Source organism: Nocardia jinanensis (assembly GCF_014645735.1).
GTDB lineage: Bacteria > Actinomycetota > Actinomycetes > Mycobacteriales > Mycobacteriaceae > Nocardia > Nocardia jinanensis.
Window position 1 is genome coordinate 188,048 of sequence record NZ_BMMH01000004.1, and the last position, 24,007, is coordinate 212,054.

Consider the following 24,007-nt stretch of genomic DNA (forward strand, 5'->3'; position numbering starts at 1 on the left):
TACCGGGCCGCGATAGTCTCGGAACGTGGCCGTATTCCAGCTCAACCAGATTCCCCTGCTGTCCCGTTCGGCGCTCGACCGTGCCGACCATCTGCGTATCGACGCGCAGGCGCTGAAAGAGGGCTGGGCCACGGCCCGGCTGCTCCGGGTCGGGCGGCGCGGTGCGGTGCGGTACGAGTCGGGCGCGCTGGTCTGGGATTCCGCCCTCGAGCTGGCGGCCGAGCCCAGTCCCGAGGCCGTATTCCTCGGTGTCGACGACGGTGTCCACCTGTGGGCGGTCGCCGATGCCGCGCTCACCGGCACACTCCGCGATCTGCGCCAGCTCGCCGATGCCCCGATCGACGATTTCACCGCCGGGGTGCTGTCGGCCGCGCTCGCGCTGATCAACTGGCACGCCAGCGCCGCCTTCCACGGGATCGACGGGACGCCGACCGTACCGGCCAAGGGCGGCTGGTCCCGGGTGGCCGAGGACGGCCGCGAGGATTTCCCGCGCACCGACCCCGCTGTGATCTGTCTCATCCACGACGGCGGTGATCGAGTGCTGCTGGGCCGCCAGCAGAGCTGGCCGGAGACGATGTTCTCGCTGCTGGCCGGGTTCGTGGAGGCGGGGGAGTCCCTGGAACGGTGCGTCGAGCGGGAGATGCGGGAGGAGGTCGGGCTCGATGTCCGCGATATCGAGTATCTCGGCAGCCAGCCCTGGCCGTTCCCCCGGTCGCTGATGCTCGGCTTCTGCGCGCAGGCCGACCCCGGACAGCCGCTGGTCTTCTCCGACGGCGAGATCGCCGAGGCGCACTGGTTCACTCGCGACGAAGTGCGCACCGCCTTGGCGGCGGGTGGCTGGCGGGCCCGGCCGGAGGAGGGCGCGGCCACACCGGCGACAGGTGCGCGGCTGCTGCTGCCCGGTTCGATATCGATCGCCCGGACGATCGTGGAATCCTGGGTGGCCGCCGGCCGGTGACCGACGTCGCGCCGCCCGCTCATCGGCGCGCCGCGATGTTCACCCTGCGCGAAGACCGTCCGGCGGGGCGGACCGGCCGGTTCGTCGCGCCTACTATGGACGACATGCAGCTTCACGAAGCGCCGGCCGAGAACGGTTCGCGCGCGCTCCCCGGACAGCACCCGGACGTCATGCCGGCGGGTGAGGCGGAATGAGTGATCTCCCGTTCGGATTCTCGCATGGCGACGACGATGATCGAGGCCGCGGCGACAAACCGGGCGGCGGCGGTGACGATCCCTTCGGTTTCGGTGCCGGTGGCGCCGGATTCGATCCGGCGTCGCTGGGTCAGATGCTCTCCTCGCTGGGTCAGATGCTCAGCGGTATGGGCCAGGGAATGACCGGCGGTGGCAGCGGCCCGGTGAACTACGACGTGGCCAAGCGATTGGCCCGTCAGCAGCTCGGCAAGACTGTTCCGCCGGTGTCCGGAGGTGCCGCCACGGCGGTCGCCGATGCCGCGCATCTGGCCGAACTGTGGCTCGACGATGCGACCACCTTCCCAGCGGGCGCGACGAGCACTGTCGCCTGGACCGCGAACGACTGGATCGAGAAAACGCTGCCCACCTGGCAGCGGCTGTGCGATCCGGTGGCCCAGCAGATCTCCGGTATGTGGACCGCCGGGTTGCCCGAAGAGGCCCGCGATATGGCCGGCCCCATGATGGGCATGCTCGGTCAGATGGGTGGGCTGGCCTTCGGCTCCCAGCTCGGTCAGGCGCTGGGGCAGCTGGCAAAGGAGGTGCTGACCGGCACCGATATCGGTCTGCCGCTCGGCCCGGCCGGTACCGCCGCGCTGCTGCCCACCGCTATCTCGGAGTTCAGCGAAGGACTCGAACAGCCGGAGAGCGAGATCATGGTGTTCCTCGCCGCGCGCGAGGTCGCCCATCAGCGGCTGTTCGTCCATGTGCCCTGGCTGCGCCAGCAGGTCCTGGGGGCTGTCGAGGACTATGCGCGCGGGATCACCATGGATTTCTCCGCGCTCGAGGACGCCGCCCGCAATCTCGATCCGTCCGCGCTCACCGACCCGTCCAAACTCGAGGAGATCCTCGCCCAGGGCAGTTTCGAACCGCAGACCACGCCCGAGCAGAAACAGGCCCTGGACCGGCTGGAGACTCTGCTCGCCCTGATCGAGGGCTGGGTGCAGGTGGTGGTTGCCGCCGCGGTGGGCGATCGGCTGCCCGGCGCGGGAGCGCTGGCCGAGACACTGCGCCGCCGCCGCGCCACCGGCGGGCCCGCGGAACAGACCTTCGCCACGCTGGTCGGTCTGGAGCTGCGGCCGCGCAAACTGCGCGAGGCGGCGACGCTGTGGCAACGCCTCAGCGACGATGCCGGAATCGCCGCGCGCGACGGTGTGTGGGCGCATCCCGATCTGCTTCCCGACGCCGCCGATCTCGACGCACCCGCGGGTTTCATCGATTCGCTGATCGGCGGGGGCGCGGGCGTTTTCGACGACCCGCTCGCGCAGCTGGCCGCGACCGAGGCCGCCGAACGCGCGGCGGCCGCCGGGAAGCCCGAGGGCGGTACGGAACCCGGCGACGGTGCCGGGGATACCGAGGGCGGCGAGCAGCGTCCCGATACCGATCCGGAAGATCCCGGCTCCGGTAAGAAGTAGCGCCGGCCCGGCCCCGGACAGGACTGTCCGGGGCCGATTCCGCACAATTTCCCGCGAGACCGGGAAAGGGTCGCGGATATACCCTCCACCTGGGTGAACAGGGTTTTTCCACAGGCCGCGAACCTGTGGATAAACCGGTCCGGCGAACTCGTTGCGCCGCAACGGCACTCGCATACTGCTCGTATGACGACGCTCCGGCCACGTGGTCCCCTCCTGCACCCCCGGGTGCCGATCCTGGTCCGCTCCACCGGGCAGGTCCAGCTCGGCTGGGATCCGGATACCGCTCTGCTCTGCGGTGTCCCGGGTCTGGAAACGCAGCAGGTGCTCGGGTTCCTCCGGTTGATGGACGGGCTGAACAGCAGACCCGCGATCATCTGGCAGGCCCGCTCGCTCGGTCTGGAACCCGGGCAGGCCACTGCCCTGTTCGAGGTGATCGATACCGCGGGCCTGCTGGTTCACCCGCCCCGTCCCGCCGGTCGCGTGCGCACGATCCGGGTGCACGGAATCGGCCCGCTCACCGACGCCATCACCGCCGGCCTACGCGATCTGGGGATCCGCCCGCAGCGATCACGCGAATACCGCGGTGATATCGACGGCCGGGCCCGCCCCGCCGACCTCGTGGTCCTCGCCGACGCACTGATCCCCGATCCGCGGTTGGTGCGCGATCTGTCCCATGCGCGGACCGCGCACCTGGTCGTCCGGCTACGCGACGGCAAGGGGATCGTCGGCCCGCTGGTCCAGCCCGGGCGTACCAGCTGCCTGCGCTGCGCGGACCTCACCAGGGTCGACCATGACGCGGACTGGCCGCGACTGGCCGCGCAATTGCTCGGACGCGTAGGTCACGCCAGCCCGGCGGGTATCGCCGCGGTGGCCGCGCTGGCACTCGGCGAATTGGAGACAATTATCGCTTGTGAACCGGGCCGTGCACCGGAGACGCTGGACCGAACCCTCGAACTCGACCTCGATACCCGGTTCCTCGACCGCCGCTTCTGGGCGCCGCATCCCCGCTGCGGTTGTCTCGGGAACGCCACTGGGGACGGCATGTGATGCCACTCACATTCGACGCCGAGGGTAATTCTCTCGGGTTTTCCGTGGCAGATAGTCGGGGTTGTCGGCCATGATGGGGGAGTGTCTGAGATCGTGCGCCGGCCTATGTCCCGCAATGCGAAGTTGGCAAAAATTCCGCTCGGGGTAGCGGGGCGCGCCGCGGTCGGTTTCGGCAAGAAGCTCGCGGGCGGCGATCGCAAGGAGATCAACACCGAGCTCAACCAGAAGGCGGCCGAACAGCTGTTCGCGGTGCTCGGGGAACTCAAGGGCGGCGCGATGAAGTTCGGCCAGGCCCTCAGTGTGATGGAGGCCGCGGTTCCGGAGGAGTTCGGCGAGCACTATCGCGAGGCCCTCACCAAACTGCAGGCCGCCGCGCCCCCGATGCCCGCCGCCACCGTGCACCGGGTCCTCGACCAGCAACTCGGCACCGATTGGCGTAAGCGTTTCCAGGAGTTCGAGGACACCCCGGCCGCCTCGGCGAGTATCGGTCAGGTGCACAAGGCGGTCTGGTCGGACGGGCGCCCGGTCGCGGTGAAGGTGCAGTACCCGGGCGCGGACGAGGCGCTGCGCGCCGATCTGCGCACCCTGAACCGGATGACCGGCCTGTTCGCGAAGGTGATCCCCGGCGCCGATGTGAAACCGCTGCTCGCCGAGATCACCGAGCGCACCGAAGAGGAACTGGACTATCGCCACGAAGCCGCGAACCAGCGGGCGTTCAGCAAGGCCTACGACGGGCATCCCGAATTCGTGGTGCCCAAGGTAGTCGCCAGCGCCCCGAAGGTGATCGTCAGCGAATGGCTCGACGGCACACCGGTTTCCGCCATCATCAGCGCCGGACAGGCCGATCCGGAGGGCACCGGTGTCCTGCGCAACCGGGTGGCCGGACTGATGGGCCGATTCCATTTCTCGGCCGCCGAGACAGTGGGCCTGCTGCACGCCGATCCGCATCCGGGCAACTTCATGATCACCCCGGAGGGCAAGCTCGCGGTGATCGATTACGGCGCCTGCGCGCCGCTGCCGGGCGGTTTTCCGGAGATGCTGGGCCGCATTCTCGCCTTGGCGGTCGCCGAGGAGTACGGCCAACTCACCGAGATCCTGCACGCGAACGGCTGGGTGCTGCCCGGCAGAACACTTACCGAAACCGAGATCGAAGAGTACCTGCGCCCGTTCACCGACCCGATCCGCACCGAATCGTTCCACTTCACCCGGCGCTGGATGCAGCGCGTGGCGGGTAAGGCGACCGATTACTCCTCCCCGGAGATGAAGACCGCGCGGGCGATGGTGCTGCCGGCCGAATACGTGATGATCTTCCGCGTGCTCGGCGGGTCGATAGGGATCTGCGCTCAGCTCGATGCCGAGGTGCCGTTCATGCAGTTGGCCTCCACCTGGCTGCCCGGTTTCCGGGAGCAGCGCGACAGCGCCTGAAAAGCGTTCCGGCGCAACAGATCATCCTCGGTGGGTTATCCGCGTGGCACTGCGGCCCTCGATAGCACCGCACAAGCGAACGAGCCGCTCATCGGCGAAGCGATGAGCGGCTCGTTTCCGGTGTCGGTGTGTACCTGTGGGGCACACTGAGTCCCTATCAGACACAGCTGGCGACCTTGCGCGGCCGGCCCCGCGGGCGTTTGCGGGCGATGACGACCCCCTGATCGAAGATCTCGCCGCCCCAGACGCCCCACGGCTCCCGCCGATCGATGGCCGCGGTCAGGCAGCCCTTACGGATCGGGCAGGAAGCGCACAGCGCCTTGGCCTCTTCCAGCTGGCCCGGGCTCTCGGCGAACCACAGGTCGGGATTTCCGGCCCGGCAGGGCAGGGCGGGAAGCCGCTGGTCCGCGGGCTCGGTTGCCACGGTGCTACACGCCACATCAGTGGTGGCCGACGGCCAGCTCTGGGTGGTGGTGACCACGTCGTTCTCCTTCAGCTTGTTGTGCAGCGGTTCGGTGTTCGTTCTGCGGAACCGGTGCCTTGTGGGCTGAAGGCCAGAAAAACAATTCTGGCCACGGTTCCGCATCTGCGTCCCGTGGCCAGGAGGTGTGGGGTTGATCCCTACCTTGGTCGGCTGTGGGGCCGCCTGTTCACGGTCGCTCGGTGTCCTTTGCGAAGGCTTTCCGGACGCTTATCTGCCACTGCGGGTGCGGTGACGGGATCGATAGCGAAGGAGCCGACAGCTGCGAATGCAGCCCCCGGGTGCCAGTTCGCGATGGACTGGTCCTGCGGTTCGACGATGCTCGGCTGATGCGAATAGCGGATACGCGCCTGCTCACCGGCAATATCGAGGCAGGACAGGCCGGTCCCCTGCAAAGCGAGGAACCCCCGGGAAGCAGCGGACGACCGCATATTCGGCGTTACGGCGACGAAGCCGTAATTCGTTGTGCCGTTCATCTGACTGCCTCCCTCCTGTACTCGTGGTCGTGATCTCGACTGTGTGTCAACTGTGCGCGTGGATGTAACCCTCCCGAGCGCGATTTCCACCTTAAGCAATCTCGCCGGAGTCGACAACCTATTTTCTACCTGCGGTTTTGCCGGGTTCGCTGCCGGGGCCGCTCTCAGTGGGAGATCGAGCGGCGCCGGGACCGGATGATGGCCAGTACCTCCGCCCCGTATTTGCGCATCTTGCTCGCGCCGATACCCAGCGCGGCCAGCGCGGCTTCGTCCTCGGGCAGCTGCTCGGCGATCGCGGTCAGTGTGTTCACACCCAGGATCCCGCGCGGGTCGACCGCCAGTTCGGCCGCCTTCTCCCGCCGCCAGTCCTGCAGGGCGCCGAGCAGTTCGGTATCCGGTTGTCCCACACAGTTCTTGCACCGGCGCAGCAGCAGTGCCTCCGAATCGAGCAGCGCGCGACCGCAAATCCGGCACACCGGGCGGTTCGCGTCGGTGGCGGGCCGGACCGGCGTGACTATCCGGGAGGCGGGGGAGCCGTCGGGTACCAAACCGGTGAGGAACCGGGAGCGCCGCCGGGTCCGGCGATCGCCGTCGCCGCGACTCAGCGCCCACGACAACAAGAGATGGATCCGGGCGCGGGTCACGCCCACGTACAGCAGCCGGCGCTCCTCCTCGAGTGCCGCCGTATCGGCGACCGAACCGTCACCGTTCAGGGTGTAGGAGATGGGCAGGGTGCCGTCGCTGAGCCCGACCAGGAACACCGCGTCCCACTCCAGGCCCTTGGCCGCGTGCAGTGAGGCCAGCGTCACACCCTGCACGGTCGGTGGGTGCCGGGCCTCGGCCCGCGCGGCCAGTTCGCGCAGCAGTGCGGCCGCCGTCAGACCCGGTTCGTGTTCGACGAGCTCCTCGGTCAGCCGGACCAGCGCCACCAGCGACTCCCATCGCTGGCGGGCCTGCGCACCGGCCGGTGCGGAAGCGGTGAGACCGATCGGAGCCAGGGCCGCCCGCACCAGGCTGATCAGTTTCTTCCCGGCGGTGGACGCCTCGGGCAGGTCCTCGCGGGCCGTGGTCCTGCGTAGTTCCTGGACAGCCTGGCGTACCTCCGTTCGCTGGAAGAAACCCTCGCCGCCGCGTACCTGATAGGCGATACCGCGTTCGGTCAGCGCCTGCTCGTAGGCCTCGGATTGCGCGTTGATCCGGTACAGCACCGCGATCTCGGCGGCCGGTGTGCCCCCGGCGAGCAGATCGTCGATCCGCCGGGCCACATCGGCGGCCTCGGTGGCCGATTCGTCGTATTCGGCGAACTCCGGTTCCGGCCCGTCCGCCCGCTGCCCCACCAACTTCAGCCGGGTCCCCGCGATCCGGCCCTGTGCCATCCCGATCACCCGGTTGGCGAGATCGACGACCTGCGGCGTGGACCGGTAGTCGCGCTCCAGCCGCACCACGGTCGCGTCCGGGAACCGGCGGGAGAAGTCCAGCAGCTGCCCGGGTCCGGCGCCGGTGAACGAATAGATGGTCTGGTTGGCGTCCCCGACGACCGTGAGGTCATCGCGTTCCCCGAGCCAGGCGTCCAGCACCCGCTGCTGCAGCGGGGTGACGTCCTGGTATTCGTCGACGACGAAACAGCGATAGCGTTCGCGGAACTCGTCGGCGACCGACGGATAGTCCTCGAGCGCGGCGGCGGTATGCAGCAGCAGATCGTCGAAGTCCAGCAGCAGACCCTCCGGCGTGGTCTTCACCGATTCGTAGGCCGCGTAGACCTCCCCGACCCGAGCGGGGGCGAACGGCGTCTCCCTCCGGTGGGCGTCGGCCGCCGCGGCGTAGTCCTCGGGCGCCACCAGCGACGATTTGGCCCATTCGATCTCGCCGAGCAGATCCTTCACACTCTCGGTACCGGACGCCAGACCTACCCGGTTCGCGGCCTGCGCGACCACCGGGAACTTACGGTCCAGCATCCGCCACGGCACCTCGCCGACCACCTGCGGCCAGAAATACCGCAACTGCCGCAGCGCGGCGGCATGAAAGGTGCGTGCCTGCACGGTCGATGCGGAATCCCCGAGCCCGAGCGCCCGCAGCCGCCCACGCAGTTCCCCGGCCGCCCGCGCGGTGAAGGTGACAGCCAGCACCTGATCGGCCCGCACCTGCCCCGCCGCCACCAGATGCGCGATGCGATAGGTGATGGTGCGGGTCTTCCCGGTACCGGCGCCGGCGAGCACACAGACCGGCCCCCGCGGCGCACGAACAGCGGCGGCCTGCTCCGGGTCCAACTCGGATAGATCGACTGCGCCCACCCCGGCAGTGTATTTCCAGCGCATGGCACAGGCGTCGCCGGTGCGCCGAGGCCCGCACTTCTGTAGCGAAATGGGGAAGCGGAGCAGCGCCCCGATCACGTGCGCAAGCGGTCGGCCATCCATAGATCGGCGGCCGACGAGCACATACGGAGTCGCGAGAACCGACGGAGTTGTGGGCCCACCCAGGTGATCGAGGTGCACGTCTGCACTCGGCGACTATCGGGCGCTCGCGGAGTTGGGTGGCTACCCAGGCGGGTCGAGGTGGTCTGCACTTACTTTCTGTCTGTTCCGGATGGTTCGCCTCTGTGGGTGGGCCGGTCCTGGTTTTTGAGCGTGTGCGATGTGCGGTCGGCGGTTCGTGGGTCGGCGACTATCGGGCGCTCGCGGAGTTGGGCGGCTACCCAGGCGGGTCGAGGTGGTCTGCACTTACTTTCTGTCTGTTCCGGGTGGTTCGCCTCTGTGGGTGGGCCGGTCCTGGTTTTTGAGCGTGTGCGATGTGCGGTCGGCGGTTCGTGGGTCGGCGACTATCGGGCGCTCGCGGAGTTGGGTGGCTACCCAGGCGGGTCGAGGTGGTCTGCACTTACCTTCTGTCTGTTCCGGATGGTCCACCTCAGCAGGCGGGGCCCGCCCCGGTTCTGGAGCGACGTAGCGAAGGAGCGCAGCGACTGAGCGAAGGAGTGAAGAACCGGGGTTAATAGGGCCCCGCCAGCGGCGCCGAAGGCGCCGCAAATAAACACTGCAATAAACGGGACCGGACGGGTGTTGCTCTCTGCGTGACTGATGTGACCGCGGACCTGACCATGTATTCGACCACCTGGTGCGGCTATTGCCGTCGGTTGAAGACCCAGCTGAAAGAGGCCGGGATCAGCTACGTGGAGGTCGATATCGAACAGGATCCGGCTTCGGCGGAGTTCGTGGGCAGTGTGAACAACGGCAACCATGTGGTGCCGACAGTGAAGTTCGCGGACGGGTCGACCGCCACCAATCCGTCCCTGGCCGAGGTGAAGCAGGCGCTGGCGCGCCAGGGCTGACCCTTCCCGGCCTCATGGGGTCGAGTGGTAGTGGATCTCATTGCTCGCGCGCGCGTGCCTGTCCCGCATTGTGCGGGTACGCATGGCTAGTGTTGACCGGGTGAATCGTCGGCTCATCACGCTCCTGGTCGCCCTGTTCCCGGTTCTGCTGTTCGGTGTGGTGGGCAGTGTGTACACCGTGCCGTTCGTGGCGCTGGGGCCCGGACCCACCTTCGATACGCTGGGCGAAGTGGACGGCTTGGAGGTCGTGCAGGTGTCGGGCGCGGAGGTCGACCGGACCAACGGTCACCTGAATATGACCACAGTCGCGGTGCGGGACGGTCTGACGATCTTCGAGGCGCTCGGTTTCTGGGTGAGCGGCCGGCATGGGATCGTGCCGCGTGCCGAGGTGTACCCGCCCGGGGTGTCCCGGGAGGAAGTCGACGAGTCGAATGAAGCGGATTTCGCGACATCGGAGAGCAATGCCGAGGTCGCGGCCATGCATCAGCTGAATCTGCCGACCGCGGTGCTGGTGCACGAGGTCTCCGCGGACGGCCCCGCCCATGATGTGCTGCGGGCCGATGATCAGATCGTGAGCGTGAACGGTAAGACGGTCGCGACCACTCAGGACGTGGTGGCCGAGGTATCGAGCCGGGCTCCCGGGACCGTACTCACCGTGGTGTACCGGCGGGACGGTACCGAGCAGACCGCGAACATCACGCTGGGGGCTCGGCCCGACGACAAGGCCAAGGGTTTCTTGGGGCTGACACCCACCGAGTCCGCGGCGCCGCCCGTGCAGATCGATTTCAACCTGGCCGATATCGGCGGCCCGTCGGCCGGGCTGATGTTCAGCCTGGCGCTGGTGGAAAAGTTGAGCCCGGGAGATCTGGACGGCGGTTCCTTCATCGCGGGGACCGGAAGTATCGACGAGAACGGCAAGGTCGGTGCGATCGGCGGTATCCAGTACAAGATGATGGCGGCCAGGGAGGCGGGGGCGGAGACGTTCCTGGTGCCGGCGGGTAACTGCAACGAGGCGAGCCAGCGGGTCCCCGACGGGCTGCGACTGGTGCGCGTGGAGACCTTGGCCGGTGCGGTGCAGGCGCTCGAGGATCTGTCGGCGGGCCAGAGCGCGCCGAACTGTAGCTGAGACCCGAACCGGATCCACGCACCGTCTTCTCCGGATGGGCCACCGCCGATGAACACAACCCTATTCGCCGGTGTCCTCGAACGTATGCCGCAGCGCTTCCACCAGGTTCGGTGCGAGGTTGGGGTAGGTGCGTAGATCGAGGTCGGCGTCGGCCTCGTCATCCTCCTCGGGCCGTAACTGCAGCAGGCACAGGCTGTTTCCCGATCGCAGTACAGCCGCGAACAGCCGGGCTTCGCGCCGTCCCGGGTGTGCGTGGGCGGCGGCCCGGCCGGCCGCGTCGGCGGCGTCCGCGTCGGCCAGCAACGGGGTGAGTGCCTCGTCGAGATCGTCCTCGGCGTCCGGAGGGAGAACCACGATCTCCTGTACCAGTACACAGCCTGCGACCGCGGGGGGCCAGCTGGTGGTGGCGAGGAACTCGTCGAGTGCCATCGATCCGCCGGCCACATGGTCGGGCAGGGGGTCTTGGGCGATCGGTGTCAGTTCGTCGGTGGCGTCTACCTGATCTATCAGCGCGGGTTCGGCGGCCACCAGGTCCGCGGTTCTGACCAGTGCGAACATCTGCGGTGATCTTTCCCAGCCCTCGGCGTCCACGAACTCCGCGACCTCGTGGACGGAACGGGCAAGGACGATTTCGGCATGCAGATCGGCGCTCACCGGACCATCCTCGCATCCGCCGCGGCGACATCGCATAATAGACACCGCTGGGCGGAGCCCACCCGAAACCAGCGCAAGGCCGGAGCGAATGCGGAGGTACGCCCAACCCCGCGGTCGCGAACATGTCCGTTTTCCGTAAAGTGGGCGCAGAGGGTCCGTACGGGCCCGACCGCAACATTTCGGACTGCGGCGCAGCGGCCGGTGGCGCTACCGGTCAACTCGCCGCCGGACCCTGGAGAGTGGCATCGTGGGCATGCGCCCCCCCGCCGGATTACCGTCGCTGTCCCGGCGCAGCCGTCTGCTGCTGGTGGCGGCGGTGGTGCTGGCCGCACTGCTGTTGGTAGGGCCCCGGCTCATCGATACCTATACGAACTGGCTGTGGTTCGGGGAGGTCGATTTCCGCGGTGTATACCTGACTGTGCTGCTGACCAGGATCGCGGTTTTCGCGGTGGTCGCGCTCGTGGTCGGGTCGATCGTCTGGCTCGCACTGTTGCTGGCCTACCGCTCCCGTCCCGTGTTCGTACCGACTTCGGGAGCCGGTGATCCCATCGCCCGGTACCGGACGACGGTGCTGGGCAAGCTGAAGTTGTTCGGGCTCGGTATCCCGGCGTTGCTGGGGATCTTGTCCGGGCTGGTCGCCCAGTCGAACTGGGTCACCGTGCAGTTGTTCCTGCACGGGGGCTCCTTCGGCCGCACGGATCCGCAGTTCGGACTCGATGTGGGCTTCTACGCCTTCGATCTGCCGTTCTACCGGATGGTGCTGAACTGGCTGTTCGTCGCGGTGGTGATCGCGTTCTTCGCGAATCTGGTGACGCACTACATCTTCGGCGGGTTGCGGCTGACCGGCCGCGAGGGTGTGCTCACCACCCCGGCACGGGTTCAGTTGGCGGTGCTGGCGGGATTGTTCGTGTTGCTGAAGGCCGTCGCCTACTGGTTCGACCGGTATCAGCTGCTGATGAGTAATCGGAAGGAACCCACCTTCAACGGTGGTTCGTTCACCGATATCAACGCGGTACTGCCGGCCAAGCTGATCCTGTTGTCCATCGCGGTCATCTGCGCATTGGCCTTCTTCGCCGGAATCGTCCTGCGTGATCTGCGGGTGCCCGCTATGGCGGCGGCGCTGCTGGTGCTCTCCTCGGTGCTGGTGGGCGCGGTGTGGCCGCTCATGGTGGAGCAGTTCTCGGTGCGGCCGAACGCGGCGGAGAAGGAGAGCGAGTACATCGAGCGCAATATCGATGCGACCCGCCAGGCCTACGGGATCACCGACGACAAGATCGAATACGTCGATTACAAGGGTGAGAGCAGCAAGAATCCGGTGAACGTGCCGGTCGACCACGCCACTATCGCCAACGCCCGGCTACTGGATCCCAACATCTTGTCCCCCACGTTCACCCAGTTGCGGCAGCTGAAGAACTTCTACGGTTTCCCCGAAGCGCTCGATATCGACCGGTATTCGCTCAACGGCCAGGTCCAGGACTACATCGTGGCCGCCCGCGAACTGTCCCCGGCCACCCTGAGCGGTAACCAGACGGACTGGATCAACAAGCACACGGTCTACACGCACGGCAACGGGTTCGTCGCCGCACCCGCCAACCGGGTCAACCGGCCGCAGTCCGAGGATCCGAACGCGGCGGGTGGCAGTAGCGATTCGGGTTACCCGATCTTCCTGGTCAGCGATCTGTTCACACCGAAGGACCAGCAGCGGATCAAGGTCGATCAGCCGCGTGTCTACTACGGCGAGCTGATATCGCAGTCCGATCCCGACTACGCCATCGTCGGTACGAAGGACGGCCAGAACCCCCGCGAGTACGACACCGACCAGGCCCGCTTCACCTACGACGGCGCCGGTGGCGTGGCGATCGGGAACTGGTTCAACCGGCTCGCGTTCGCGGCCAAATACGCCGAACGCAACATTTTGTTCTCCTCGGCGATCAGCGCCGATTCCAAGATTCTCTACAACCGGTCGCCGCGCGACCGGGTGCAGAAGGTCGCACCGTGGCTGACCCCGGACGGCAACGCCTATCCGGCGGTCGTGGGTGGGCGCATCGTCTGGATCGTGGACGCCTACACCACGCTGGACAACTATCCCTACGCCCAGACGACCTCGCTCGAGGGAGCGGTCGAGGACAGCGTCGATCAGCGCACCGGCCGGTTGCTGCCGCGTAAAGAGGTCAGCTACATCCGGAACTCGGTCAAGGCCACGGTCGACGCCTACGACGGCACCGTGAAGTTGTACGAGACCGACTCCAGCGACCCGGTGCTGCAGGCCTGGCGGGGTGTGTTCCCGGACGCGGTGATCCCGCAGGACCAGATCAGCCCCGAGCTGCGCGAGCACTTCCGCTATCCGGAGGATCTGTTCAAGGTGCAGCGCGAGATGCTGACCAAGTACCACGTGGACGATCCGCGCGAGTTCTTCACCAACAACGCGTTCTGGTCGGTACCCGCCGACCCGACCGTGGAGGGTGTATCGGCCAGCCAGCCGCCGTACTACGTGCTGCTGGGTGATCCGGAGAAGAACGGTAAGCCGGTGTTCAATCTGACCAGTGCGATGGTCGGGTACAACCGGCAGTTCCTGTCCTCCTATATATCGGTGCGTTCCGACCCCGACGGCTACGGCAAGTTCCGCATCCTGCAGTTGCCGACCGATACCCAGACCCAGGGTCCGCAGCAGACACAGAACACGATGACGACAGCGCCACAGGTCTCCCAGGAGAAGACGCTGCTGTCGAACTCGAACAAGATCAGATACGGCAACCTGCTCACGCTGCCGGTGGCCGACGGCGGCATCTTGTACGTGGAGCCGTTCTACAACGAGCGCAATACCGGGCAGAACACGGCGACGTTCCCGCAGCTGCTGCGGGTGCTGGTGAGCTACCGCGATCAGGCCGGCAGCGTGAAGGTCGGTTACGGATCGACCCTCGCCGACGCGCTGAACCAGGTGTTACCCGGCGCGGGTGCGCTGGCCACGCCGTCCGGCGGTGATCCGGCCACCCGGCCCAGTCCCGGCGCCGCGCCGCCGCAGCAGTCTCAGGGCGATGAAACCGATGAGCAGAGCTCGTCCACGCCCAATGGGACGGCGCCACCGCCGGTGAGTTCCGGATCGGCTGCCCAGGATGCCGCGGCGGCGGATCTGAACCGCAAGATCGAGGCGGTGCGCACCGCGATGCGCACCGGCAACTTCGAGGACTTCGGCCGGGCGCTGGATGATCTGGAGACCGCCGTGAAGGCCTACCAGGACGCGGGCGGCAGGTAGACCGGACAGCCCGGCGCGGTCACCTGGCCGACGGGGAAGTATCGAAGAGGCGCTGCCATCCATCCGGATGGCAGCGCCTCTTCGATATGTGGGGCAGTACGTGCCTGCCGCGGGCGACGTCGGGGGTGGGGGTCTCGTCGGACGATTTCGCCCGGTGGCAGCGGCGGATGCCGGGACCCGCGCAGGGCCCCGACTCGTCGCGGAGGTGGCGGAACTGGTCAGCACGCTGATCGGTTCGGGCGACGAGGGTCGACGCCGGTGCGTCGAAACAGCGCTCATCTGGTGCCGGACCGCACAGCGCTCATCTGGTGCCGGACCGCACAGCACTCATCTGGTGCCGGACCCATTGGCCGGGTCAGCGAGCTGTCGGCGCGGTGGCCCGGGATACGAAAGAGGCGCTGCCATCCGGGTGGATGGCAGCGCCTCTCGTTACGCACCGGGTACCGGCGCGCTCAGTGCGCGCCGGTAGGGGTCACAGGTACGAACCGCACACCGGCCAGGCGCCGGGTCCCTGGGTGTCGAGCACGTTCTCGGCGACGCGGATCTGTTCCTCGCGGCTGGCGTTGGCAGCGCTACCGGCACCACCGTTGGCCTCCCAGGTGCTCTGGGTGAACTGCAGGCCGCCGTAGAAGCCGTTGCCGGTGTTGGTGGACCAGTTGCCGCTGCTCTCGCACTGGGCGACTGCGTCCCAGTTGCCCGATTCGGCGGATGCGGTGGCCGTGGAAAGACCGAAGGGGACGGCAACGAGAGCTCCGGCGATAGCGGTCATGCCGAGGGCGCGGGTGCTGAACTTTCGGGTCTTGGTCATATGCGAATCCCTCCCTGTGCCCACCAGCAGCGCGTTGGAAGCTGCGTGCCCCTGTCCCCAGGTGATGTCGGGGTTTGATCCGAACCGTGGGACAGGGTTTCCGGTGTTCTCCGGTTCGGCCGGCCCGTCCCGGTTGGTCGGGGCCTGGGAACGACGGTAACGAAGAAATCTCGTCAGATCACGTATCGATAACTGTCAATACATCGATTGGTGCAAACCGGGAATATGCGGAAAACTCCAGGTCATATCCGGAATTACCCCTTACCCAAGCGCCTCTGTAACGACACGGATATGTGACAGGCATCACTCGAAAATCGTAATTCGTGTCACGCATATAGCGTTCGAGATACGAGGCAATCGCTCCGTTAACATTTCGATGTCGTCTGGCCGGAGGTATCCGCGTCGATATGAAGTGCCGGGAGATCGACGGGTGTCGATGGGACCGGAGATGGTTCGCGAGGCGAAGGTGTCCCCTTTTTCGCGCCGAAGAATGCATCGATGAGCTGGTGATTTGGTAGTAATCCGAAGCCGTGTGTAATGTTGTGTTCACCCAACGCGGGGTGGAGCAGCTCGGTAGCTCGCTGGGCTCATAACCCAGAGGTCGCAGGTTCAAATCCTGTCCCCGCTACTGACGAAGAGGCCCCGGAACAGCTGTTCCGGGGCCTCTTCGTTTCTCTCGTATGCCGCCGAATCAGGCGATGTCGAAGTCGAGCCCGGTATCCGTCCACTGCGGCCGTCTCGTCTCGGTGGCGCCGGCGGAGGCCGCGAACTGCGCGCCCGCTTCCTGGAACTTTGCTTCCGTACGCCCCGTGGCTGCTGCCGGTGTCGCCGGGCGGCCGCCGCCGGGCTGTGGCGGTTGTCGAAGGCCAGCTCAACGGCATGTTTTGGAGTTGGGGGCGGCAGTGCGTACTGTTGGAGACACCCAACGCGGGGTGGAGCAGCTCGGTAGCTCGCTGGGCTCATAACCCAGAGGTCGCAGGTTCAAATCCTGTCCCCGCTACTACAGGAAAGATCCCGGAGAGAATCTCTCCGGGATCTTTCCTTTTCCATATTGGGTGGATCGCCACCGGGACCCGGTTCTTCGCCGGAGGCGGGGCTGAGCTCTCGAAAGATCACCGCGCCGAAGGCTCGTATCCGGCGTGGGTGCTGTGCTCGCCGCGATGTCGCATCCGGTGACCACCACTCCCTGCGGTGCCCATATCCGGCTCGCCGCATCGCCCTGATGGCAGTGCCGGGCAGGGCGGTGCCACGAGCTCGCGCGGTAACTGTGGAGGCCGTCATCCGTTCGTGGGCCGGTGTGGGTGCATCGACCCGGCGCCGCGGGCGCCGGTGGCCGGATCCGCTGTGCCACCTGATGAAAGAGCAATCTCCTGGCTATTACATAGAGAAAAGGGGATCGGCGGCCGTTCCGGGGGATGGATATATTCCGAAACGGGTGGTCCAGAGGAATTTCCGAGGAGGCGAATGGATGATAGCGGAAATGCATCTCGTAAATTACAACGATGCGATTCGAGCGGGTTTCCGGGACCGACGCGCGGACGGCGGGAGGCTGTGTCGGGGCCGCGTGAACGGTCAACGGGGCCCGCGGGTTCGAAGTGTGCGGAGCGGACGCGATCGTGGATCGCGGTGCGGCACAGCGCCGCCGGAACGTGCGGCTGTGCTGCGTTGCCCTGTGGCGGTAGACCTGGTTTGCTGAGGCCACTGCCACGAATCGGAGGAATGAGGCGTTGTGCCATCTGATTTCATGCTGAAGGCGGTCAATGCCGCGCACCGAACATTGCTGCGCATCAGCTTCGGCCGCCTCGGAACCGAGTACTTCGGGATGCCGGCGCTGGAGCTGACCACTATCGGTCGCAAGACCGGCCGACCTCGCTCGGTCATGCTGACCGCGCCGATCGTCGACGGCGACGATTACATCATCGTCGCGTCCCGCGCCGGCGATCCGACGCATCCGGCGTGGTACGGAAATCTCCGGGACGATCCCGCCGTAGAGGTTTCGTTCCGCAACGGACCCCGTCGCGCGATGACCGCCCAAATCCTCACGACGGAGCAGCGGGCGCCACTGTGGTCCCGAATCGTCGCCGATTACCCGGTCTACGGGGACTATCAGAAGCGAACCGCCCGTGAGATCCCGCTGGTCCGGCTCACCCCCACGGTCGAAAACGCTTAGTCGCCGAGCGCGATGCCGCCGAGTGCCGAGTGCGTCCGGCGGTAGTGGCGGGCCTACGCGCCGGTGTGCGCGTGGCGGCAGCGCACACGCCGATGTTCGAGCGTCCGGTGAAGGTGGTGAACGATCTGGTGCCCGGCCTCACACTCTGTTTTCGCTCGGCTGGGCCGGTTGGCGATCTCAGCCGTTGCGACTGAGGCTCGGTGGCGCGGGTTCGGACTCTGTGGCCTGTGCCGCGGCGACCGGATCTGTCATGATGTCGCGCCACCACGATTCCAGCCGGCTGGGCTCCGGCCAGATCACGGGTGCGTGCTCGGCGGTCAGTTCCACGTCGTTCTCCTCGGGGCCGGTGTTGTCGGGCATCCTTGCCTCCTGTACGCGTGGTGCGCCGGCGGATCGCCGCGTGTTTCCTACGCTGCTCCGATTGCGCCGCCCCCGTGACCGGTGTCGCCGGAATTCCCGCGACCGAGCAACGTAGTGACAGCAGATCGCCGGACCCGCCCGGTACCAATGTGCCGCAATTCTAGCCTTTTTCGATCCGGCTGCCCACGGATTCGTCTCCGCGTGGATCCCGCGAGTTATTCGGAGCGGAACCGCCTGGTCGCACGGTATTCTGGATGTGTCTGTGCGAGAACACCTTCCGATCCTACTCGAACTCCGCCGCGGGACGCTGTAGACAAAACGACCGGTTTGTAAGATATGGCGAATGTATTGCGTAATGTGTGCGCGCAATCCTGAATTAATACCGGTGTAAATGTACTTTCATTTGATCGTGCAGAACGGCGCGGCATATGAAATCTCGGTGAAGAAATCGCCGTTCGGGCGGGTGGAAGGGAGCGGGGGCGGGAGCGGGCCGCTCGGAGAGATCGTGCTGAGTACACTGCGACTCATGTCGATGGCGTCGTCGCGGTCGCGGATTCCGGGGGCGGTCAGCGGCTACGAGGCGCGCTGGGAGCAGCACAACACCGAGCGTCAGTTGCGTATCCTGCGGGCCGCGGTGGAACTGCTCGAGGAGAAGCCGCCGGGCGCGGATGTGCCCGTGCGGCAGATCGCCGAACGCGCCGGGGTCGCCAAATCGGTGGTGTACCGGCAGTTCAGTGGCCGGGAGGATCTGGACCGGCGTATCCGGTCGTATCTGATCGACGATCTGGGGGCCGTGCTGGACGCGCAGCTGGACGTATCGTCCGGTTCGGTGCGCGAGATCATCACCCGCACGGTGCGCGCGGTCGCGGACTGGATGGGAGACCATCCCAGCCTTGCCGCGTTCGCCCGGTCCGGCCCGCCGGCGGGCGGCCCGGAAAGCATCGACGCGATCTCCAGTCTCAAAATCCGGATATCGGAACGGTCACGCGAACTGATCGAGGCGATCGCCCGCGTCATCGGCGCCGAATCGGCTGCGCTGGAGCCGGTGCCGTTCGCCGTGGTGACCATGGTCGAAGGGGTGCTCGTCGCATGGGCGGCCGACCCGGGGCAGAGTCGGCCTCGCGCGGAAATGGTCGCGGATCTCTCCGACTACGCGTGGTACATCCTCGACGGCGTGGCCCGGACGGCAGGTGTCACCGTCGACCCGGATCGAGAGCTGGCGGAGGTGGTGGCCGGATTGCGCGGCGGGGACTCGTGACCGCGTCGGATCCGGTACCGGGCCGAACGTCGTCGGTCGGCCCGGCCGTTCCGGGTCAGGCCACCGAGGCCCGGACCCGGCGTTCGGGTTCGCTGCGGTATCGCGAGCGGTCGCCGGCGATACCGAGTGCCTTCCACAGCCGGGAGGTGACCGGATTCATCAGGCCGAGCTCATCGGCGAGGGTGCGCATATCGCCGAAGTAGCCGGACAGGATCCGCCGGGAGTGGGGACTGCGCCAGAACGCCTCTTCCATCACTTCGCGCGGGACATCGAAGCGACGCGCGAACTCCGGCGGCGGTGCCATGATCTCCCCGGCCAGCCAGCGCAGCGCCAGCGGGAAGGAGACACCGCACAGTGCGGTCGAGACCGGGCCGAGCTTGGCGATATGCGCGCGCAGGAACTCTCCCGCGAAGGAGATGTGCCGCGCTTCCTCGGCAATGTGGATCTCCATCGTTCGCACCACCAGCGGAGGCAGGTTCGCGCCGTTGCGGATCATGGCTTTCTGGTAGTGATCGATCGGTTCCTCGCCGCCGAGGATTCCGAGGAACAGCACCACATGCGCGTAACCTCCGGCCACGCCGATGAACGGCGAGAGCGCCCGGAAGATCGGCCGCATACCGGGGACGTCGTCGCCGATCCGGTTCACCAGCTCCTGGAACATCTGGATGTGGTTGCACTCTTCGGTCATCTCGTGCAGGCAGTAGCGGAACTCCGGTGACCCGTTGGGCAGTTTCGCGATGTACTGCATCATCCCGCGGATCAGGACGGTTTCGAAGGCCGCGCCCACCTTGATGGTGTTGGCGATCCGCCACCGGCCGATCTCGATCTGCTTCTCGGGCGGCAGTTCCCGATACCAGCGGGTGGCACCGAGCGGATCGTATTCAGGGGACAGGATCCATCGGGGGTCGTCGCGTTCGACCGCGAGTTCGGGCGCATCCCAATCGATATCGAGATACGGATCGAACCGGCGGTGCACCGAGCCCTCCGACAGGGTTTCCAGGGTCTCACGGTACCGGGTGTCCAGCTTGGGAGCCCGCGGCAGAGTCGACGGCGTCATCGGTGCCTCCTCGTGCGTATGGCGTACATCTCTCTACGGACGAATTTACCGGGACTCTGCGTCTCAGTAAACAGAGCGCGGTCCGCCGGTGCGCAATTGTGCTTTTCACGAGGAGGGATGGGGCCGAACGCGACGTAAAGACTTCGCCGCCGGGCCGCCGGCGGTGGAACGCTTCGACGGCGTATCCGGGTCGCTATCGGGAGGCGACGGTACGGGTGTGCACTCGCAGCGTCTCGACGCGATCCCGGGTGGGATGGAAATCCAGGATGATCAGGGACGGACCTTCCGGGAGGTCGGCGCTGATCGTCACCGAGCGACCCGCCGCCAATGTCTTGCCCTGCCGCAGGCCGCGGGCCCGCGCCGCCAGTTCCGCGGTGGTGAGCGACTCGCCCGACCACAACCGCACAGCGTCCCGGTCACCGGCCAGTACGGCGACGCCATCCGTATCGCCGGCGGCCAGCGCCGCGCACAACCGGTTCGCGATCCGTTTCCCCGCGCTCCCGATACCGGTGCACGCGCGCGCCATTCCCGTGAGGCCCCGGGCACCCTGGTTGCGGAGCAACAGCCCACCGAGCCGGGTGCCGGCGCGAAGACCCTTCGGCCCGGTCCTCATGAGCTGTCCGATCATGGGGACGAGCTCCCAGTAGGCGGCCAGATATCCGATGCGCAGCGCGCCGTCCTCCTCCACCACCTCGTAGCGCAGATGCATCGGCACCCGCACCCGGGCGCCGGTGGACATGGTGATGGTGATGGTGAGATCGCGGAGCACAGTCGCGGGACCGGCGAAATCGTGGGCCACGTCGAAAGCGATGTCGTTGGGGGCGATGAAAGTGTCGTAGAACCGGGCGATCGCGTCGTTACCGATATGCGGGGCCGAGCCGACCGGATCGTTGACCACCGCGTCCGTGGCGAACAGGCCCACCCACGCCGTCCGGTCGTGCGCGGCCACGGCTCGAGGGGAGGCGAGTACTGCCTCGCGCAGATCCGCGGCGGTCGGGTCCAACGGCACGGTGACTCCTTCGGCTGGCCGGATTCCGCGCCCATAATAGAACACGTTCTATGGGTGTCCGGGTGCTGTAGCCCAGCCTGCTTGTGAAAATGTCGGTGCAGTACGGCATCATCTGTGCACGCAGCTATTCGACGAACAAGTGAGATTGCCCGGAGTGCCCCATGCCGTCGCGAACACCATCGAACGCGAAGCCGAAACCTCTGTCCGACAACGACCTCGACCAGATCGCCGCGGAGATCGATGCGGGGCGTCCGCCGATGGTCTGGTTCACCACCGCCGCGGTGGGGGTGACAGAAGGGCGGTCGGGCAAGGTGGTCTCGCTCGGCGACCCCGCCGACGGTGACTTCCTGCAGATCCGGCCCACCGGGTCCAAGGATGTACTGTCCTTCGGTCCCACCGAGGTCACGCTGGTCAAACCGCAGCGTGACAAACCGGCCACCCCGCCGTCCAAACCCGCCCCCGAGAAGAAGGAACAGCCCGTGACTCCCGCCGCGTCCCCGTCCACCCCCGCCCCCTCGGCCGCGGACCGGAAACCGGCGGGTGAGGCCCCCGCCGCGGCGAAGAGCGCTGCTCCCGAAGCGAAACCGGCCACGGCCTCGCGGACCCCCGCCGCCGCCAAGGCGACCAAGGCCCCCGCCGCCCGCAAGACCAAGGCGCCGGAGGTCACCGTGACCATCAACGGCACCGTCGACGGCGAGTGGACTGTCGATGTCGCCGCCGGTAAGAAGCGGACGGTCCGCGCAGTCCCGGTCACCGGTACGGCGGTGGCGCAGGCGGCGAAACTGCTGCCGGCGGAGGTGTCCGAGGTAGTGGATGGTCTGCTGGAATCGGTGCGGGGCGCGCAGGAGGCCAAGGTTCAGCAGTTGCAGGCCGAACTCGAACAGGCGCGCAAACTGCTCGACGAACTGTCGGACTGATACGAATCCCGCCGGTGCGGATCCCTCCCTCGGATGGTCGACAGTCCATGGGTAGGGCCCGCCCCGGTTCCGGAGCGATACAGCGGAGGAGCGCAGCGACAGCGCGTGCGATGTGTAGTCGGCCATCCATAGATCGGTGCCCCTCGGGCGCTTACGGTGTCGCGAGCCCACCCGGGTGACTCCGCACAAGCCTTCCGTCTACTCCGGACACCTCAATAGGCGGGGCCCGCCCCGGTTCTGGAGCGAAGGAGTGAAGAACCGGGGTTGACAAGGGCCCCGCCCGCCCCGCCGAAGGCGGGGCAAATAAACACAGCAAATCTATACAGCGGTTTCCCGTGGGCGCCAGCCGTGTCGGCTCGGTTCGGCCGGGGTGTATCGGATCGAGTCGTGGAACATGTAGCCGAACCCGCGCCGCTTCGCCAGATACATCGCCGCGTCCGCGTCACGGATGAGGTCGTAGATACTGGCGTCGATATCGCGTGGTCCGCCGCAGGCCAGGCCGATACTGGCCGTCAGCGGTACTTCGCCGGTGCTGAGCTGGAACGGTTTCATGAACACACCGAGCAGGCGCTCGGCCATCTTGGTCGCCTCCATGCGTTCCAGCGGTGCCAGGACGATGAACTCGTCACCGCCGTAACGGGCCACCACATCGTCGCGGCGCACAGTGGAGCGGATCCGGTTGGCGGCTTCGGCGATCAACTCGTCGCCGACGGTATGCCCGTAGCTGTCGTTGATCGCCTTGAACTCGTCCAGGTCGATGAAAAGCAGACAGAGCGAGCGTTCGGCCCAATCCCGATGGTCGCGATGCAGCACTCGCAAGAGCGCGGAACGGTTCAGCAGCCCGGTGAGCGGATCGTGGTCGGCCTGGTATCGGGCGCGCCGTTCGCTGCGGGAACTGTGCCCGATCGCCCGTTCGCTGCGGATCAGCAGTCCGATGAGCAACAGCGCCAGCACCGAGGACACGATGACCTGGTCGAGCGGGCTCAGCGAAGCCCGGGCCACCGGTACCAGCGACGAGAGCACCAGGGCGACGGCGATAACGCTGGCACGCTGGCGGGAATGGTGGAGCCTGATCGATCGCGGCGCGCCCAGCGCCGACATGGTCGGATGCAGGGCGGCCGCCCCGGCCGCCAGGTACGCGCCGATCAGCGGTAGTACCAGCACAGCCGGATCGATGGTGAGTGTACCGGCCGCGGCCAGTCGGTAACCGAGATCGGTCGCCAGTACCCCGGCCAGGGCCAGGTGCAGCAGGCGCAGCGATGTCTCCGAGCGGCTCGACGTGGCCAGCGAATGCGCCAGCAGGGTGAGCAACAGGGCATCACAGATCGGTAGCACCACCGCCGTAACCGTGTTCACGCCCGGGATATCGGAATGCAGGACTGGTGCGATGAGGAAGATCCAGGACGCCAGCAGCGCACCGAGCCCGATCAGTATCGAGTCCAGGATGACATCGGGGTGGGCGCGCGCCTGGCGCGGCCGTAGCCACAGCAGGGTCGTGAGGCCGGTGCCGATATAACCGGTGAGTGTGAGGATCTCGTCGAGAGGGGTGGACGCGTAGGTGGTCAGTTCGCGCAGCACTGTTCCGGCCGCGAAGGGGAGAGCGGCCGCGGCCAGCAGATACCACGGCAGCGGATGCGACGGTCGATGCCGGCGCAGGCCGAAAACGATCATGACGACGGTTCCCGTGGCGGCCAGGAGAGTGGCCAGTACGGACAACAGACGGGACCCGAGTATCAGATGTACCACTAGCGGCGAGCCCACCATCACGGAAAATATTGCACCGTAACGTATCCGGTGGATGCCGTGCCGCCCTGCTCCCTGCGGTTCGCTGATGATCATCAGCCCCCCTTTGATCGCTCCATTCCCGGTGAAATCGAGTCGCGTCGCAGGCCTGGGTCCTTATCTGTCTGTCGTGCTCTACCTGCCCATCGAGCCGCGGCTGACGAAAACCGAGTGTTCCTGTACGAGGGGATGTCCGAGCCGCTCGCGGTGCGATCGACCCACCAAACCTGGACTATGGATCCGATGATGACACGCAGTG

Annotated in this window: 19 protein-coding genes and 2 tRNA genes; 13 read left to right on the forward strand and 8 right to left on the reverse strand. The window is 66.9% G+C overall.

Going from position 1 to position 24,007, the window contains the following annotated elements; all coding sequences use genetic code 11:
- Window positions 1–25: 25 nt before the first annotated feature.
- The 5 genes from nudC (at window position 26) to IEY68_RS12055 (ending at window position 5,075) form a co-directional block, all read left to right on the forward strand.
- Window positions 26–958: an NAD(+) diphosphatase gene (nudC, locus tag IEY68_RS12035; protein WP_058854394.1), complete on the forward strand. Its 933-nt coding sequence runs from the start codon at window positions 26–28 to the stop codon at window positions 956–958.
- A complete protein-coding gene (locus IEY68_RS12040) occupies window positions 955–1,152 on the forward strand; it encodes a hypothetical protein (protein ID WP_058854393.1) in 198 nt (65 codons plus the stop codon). Before nudC ends, IEY68_RS12040 begins: the two co-directional genes overlap by 4 nt.
- Complete coding sequence (locus IEY68_RS12045) at window positions 1,149–2,603, forward strand: zinc-dependent metalloprotease (RefSeq protein WP_058854392.1); 1,455 nt, start codon at window positions 1,149–1,151, stop codon at window positions 2,601–2,603. The genes IEY68_RS12040 and IEY68_RS12045 overlap by 4 nt, the downstream gene beginning before the upstream one ends.
- A gap of 183 nt (window positions 2,604–2,786) precedes the next feature.
- A complete protein-coding gene (locus IEY68_RS12050) occupies window positions 2,787–3,650 on the forward strand; it encodes a TOMM precursor leader peptide-binding protein (protein ID WP_058854391.1) in 864 nt (287 codons plus the stop codon).
- Window positions 3,651–3,755: 105 nt separating this feature from the next.
- Window positions 3,756–5,075: an ABC1 kinase family protein gene (locus IEY68_RS12055; protein WP_082681267.1), complete on the forward strand. Its 1,320-nt coding sequence runs from the start codon at window positions 3,756–3,758 to the stop codon at window positions 5,073–5,075.
- A gap of 157 nt (window positions 5,076–5,232) precedes the next feature.
- Here IEY68_RS12055 and IEY68_RS12060 read toward each other — a convergent pair whose 3' ends face one another.
- The gene (locus tag IEY68_RS12060) at window positions 5,233–5,514 is read right to left on the reverse strand and encodes a WhiB family transcriptional regulator (RefSeq protein WP_058854507.1); all 282 of its coding nucleotides are present in this window, start codon (window positions 5,512–5,514) and stop codon (window positions 5,233–5,235) included.
- Between the two features lie 682 nt (window positions 5,515–6,196).
- On the reverse strand, window positions 6,197–8,347 hold the full coding sequence (locus tag IEY68_RS12065) for a UvrD-helicase domain-containing protein (RefSeq protein ID WP_058854389.1): 2,151 nt from the start codon (window positions 8,345–8,347) through the stop codon (window positions 6,197–6,199).
- A 776-nt stretch (window positions 8,348–9,123) separates the two neighbouring features.
- Here IEY68_RS12065 and IEY68_RS12070 point away from each other — a divergent pair.
- Together IEY68_RS12070 and IEY68_RS12075 are read left to right on the forward strand one after the other, a co-directional pair.
- Window positions 9,124–9,354: a mycoredoxin gene (locus tag IEY68_RS12070; protein ID WP_058854506.1), complete on the forward strand. Its 231-nt coding sequence runs from the start codon at window positions 9,124–9,126 to the stop codon at window positions 9,352–9,354.
- 100 nt (window positions 9,355–9,454) lie between these two features.
- Entirely contained in the window at window positions 9,455–10,480 is a 1,026-nt protein-coding gene (locus IEY68_RS12075; RefSeq protein WP_189094221.1) for a YlbL family protein, read from the forward strand.
- A gap of 60 nt (window positions 10,481–10,540) precedes the next feature.
- Here IEY68_RS12075 and IEY68_RS12080 read toward each other — a convergent pair whose 3' ends face one another.
- A complete protein-coding gene (locus IEY68_RS12080) occupies window positions 10,541–11,170 on the reverse strand; it encodes a PPA1309 family protein (RefSeq protein ID WP_058854387.1) in 630 nt (209 codons plus the stop codon).
- Between the two features lie 211 nt (window positions 11,171–11,381).
- On the opposite strand from IEY68_RS12080, the gene IEY68_RS12085 reads away from it, so the two are divergent.
- Window positions 11,382–14,387 (forward strand): UPF0182 family protein, encoded by a 3,006-nt coding sequence (locus tag IEY68_RS12085; RefSeq protein ID WP_058854386.1) that lies wholly within the window; start codon window positions 11,382–11,384, stop codon window positions 14,385–14,387.
- A 472-nt stretch (window positions 14,388–14,859) separates the two neighbouring features.
- On the opposite strand, the gene IEY68_RS12090 is transcribed toward IEY68_RS12085, so the two are convergent.
- Window positions 14,860–15,195, reverse strand: coding sequence for a transglycosylase family protein (locus IEY68_RS12090; RefSeq protein ID WP_058854385.1), 336 nt, complete (start codon window positions 15,193–15,195; stop codon window positions 14,860–14,862).
- 554 nt (window positions 15,196–15,749) lie between these two features.
- Between IEY68_RS12090 and IEY68_RS12095 the strand changes: the two genes are divergently transcribed.
- The 3 genes from IEY68_RS12095 to IEY68_RS12105 all read left to right on the forward strand — a co-directional run bounded on the left by IEY68_RS12095 (window position 15,750) and on the right by IEY68_RS12105 (window position 17,365).
- Window positions 15,750–15,823: transfer RNA gene (locus tag IEY68_RS12095), tRNA-Met, on the forward strand.
- A 298-nt stretch (window positions 15,824–16,121) separates the two neighbouring features.
- Window positions 16,122–16,195: transfer RNA gene (locus IEY68_RS12100), tRNA-Met, on the forward strand.
- 729 nt (window positions 16,196–16,924) lie between these two features.
- Window positions 16,925–17,365: a nitroreductase/quinone reductase family protein gene (locus IEY68_RS12105; RefSeq protein WP_058854384.1), complete on the forward strand. Its 441-nt coding sequence runs from the start codon at window positions 16,925–16,927 to the stop codon at window positions 17,363–17,365.
- 177 nt (window positions 17,366–17,542) lie between these two features.
- Here the strand turns inward: IEY68_RS12105 and IEY68_RS12110 are convergent, their stop codons facing one another.
- Window positions 17,543–17,725, reverse strand: coding sequence for a hypothetical protein (locus IEY68_RS12110; protein ID WP_058854383.1), 183 nt, complete (start codon window positions 17,723–17,725; stop codon window positions 17,543–17,545).
- 526 nt (window positions 17,726–18,251) lie between these two features.
- Here IEY68_RS12110 and IEY68_RS12115 point away from each other — a divergent pair.
- Window positions 18,252–18,983, forward strand: coding sequence for a TetR/AcrR family transcriptional regulator (locus IEY68_RS12115; protein ID WP_063916496.1), 732 nt, complete (start codon window positions 18,252–18,254; stop codon window positions 18,981–18,983).
- 55 nt (window positions 18,984–19,038) lie between these two features.
- Here the strand turns inward: IEY68_RS12115 and IEY68_RS12120 are convergent, their stop codons facing one another.
- The gene (locus IEY68_RS12120; RefSeq protein ID WP_058854382.1) at window positions 19,039–20,040 is read right to left on the reverse strand and encodes an AurF N-oxygenase family protein; all 1,002 of its coding nucleotides are present in this window, start codon (window positions 20,038–20,040) and stop codon (window positions 19,039–19,041) included.
- A 193-nt stretch (window positions 20,041–20,233) separates the two neighbouring features.
- Window positions 20,234–21,049: a nuclear transport factor 2 family protein gene (locus IEY68_RS12125; protein WP_058854381.1), complete on the reverse strand. Its 816-nt coding sequence runs from the start codon at window positions 21,047–21,049 to the stop codon at window positions 20,234–20,236.
- Between the two features lie 161 nt (window positions 21,050–21,210).
- On the opposite strand from IEY68_RS12125, the gene IEY68_RS12130 reads away from it, so the two are divergent.
- A complete protein-coding gene (locus IEY68_RS12130; RefSeq protein ID WP_058854380.1) occupies window positions 21,211–21,966 on the forward strand; it encodes a DUF6319 family protein in 756 nt (251 codons plus the stop codon).
- A gap of 318 nt (window positions 21,967–22,284) precedes the next feature.
- On the opposite strand, the gene IEY68_RS12135 is transcribed toward IEY68_RS12130, so the two are convergent.
- On the reverse strand, window positions 22,285–23,730 hold the full coding sequence (locus IEY68_RS12135; RefSeq protein WP_229718758.1) for a GGDEF domain-containing protein: 1,446 nt from the start codon (window positions 23,728–23,730) through the stop codon (window positions 22,285–22,287).
- Window positions 23,731–24,007 lie beyond the last annotated feature (277 nt).